The organism is Mesorhizobium sp. M1A.T.Ca.IN.004.03.1.1 (assembly GCF_003997555.1).
GTDB lineage: Bacteria > Pseudomonadota > Alphaproteobacteria > Rhizobiales > Rhizobiaceae > Mesorhizobium.
The window spans coordinates 1-254 of record NZ_RZTV01000688.1 but is presented as its reverse complement, the minus strand read 5'-3'; the positions used below and the strand labels follow the sequence as shown (position 1 = coordinate 254).

At 55.1% G+C, this 254-nt stretch carries 1 protein-coding gene; it reads right to left on the bottom strand.

Going from position 1 to position 254, the window contains the following annotated elements; translation table 11 throughout:
* On the bottom strand, positions 1–254 hold a 254-nt coding region (locus EOD29_RS36740; protein ID WP_206520590.1), incomplete at both ends, for a hypothetical protein.

Genomic DNA, 254 nt, shown 5'->3' with positions numbered 1-254 from the left:
TGGATTTGCCAATACTCCTGAAACACTCCCGTCATGGCCGGAAACAGTGAGAATGGGCGAACTGTCGTTGGCAAGTTGCCAAGCCGTGATGTCGCCATTCTGAAAGCCGGCGACAACAATATCCCGTCCGGGAATAAATGTCGTAGCCGACACTTCGCCCACGCCGCTGGCGAGGACATGTTCCTCGCTTGTCTCGTATCTCCTGAAAACGAGGCGCCCCAGCTTGCTGGAGTCGAACTGCCCTTTTGAATCCT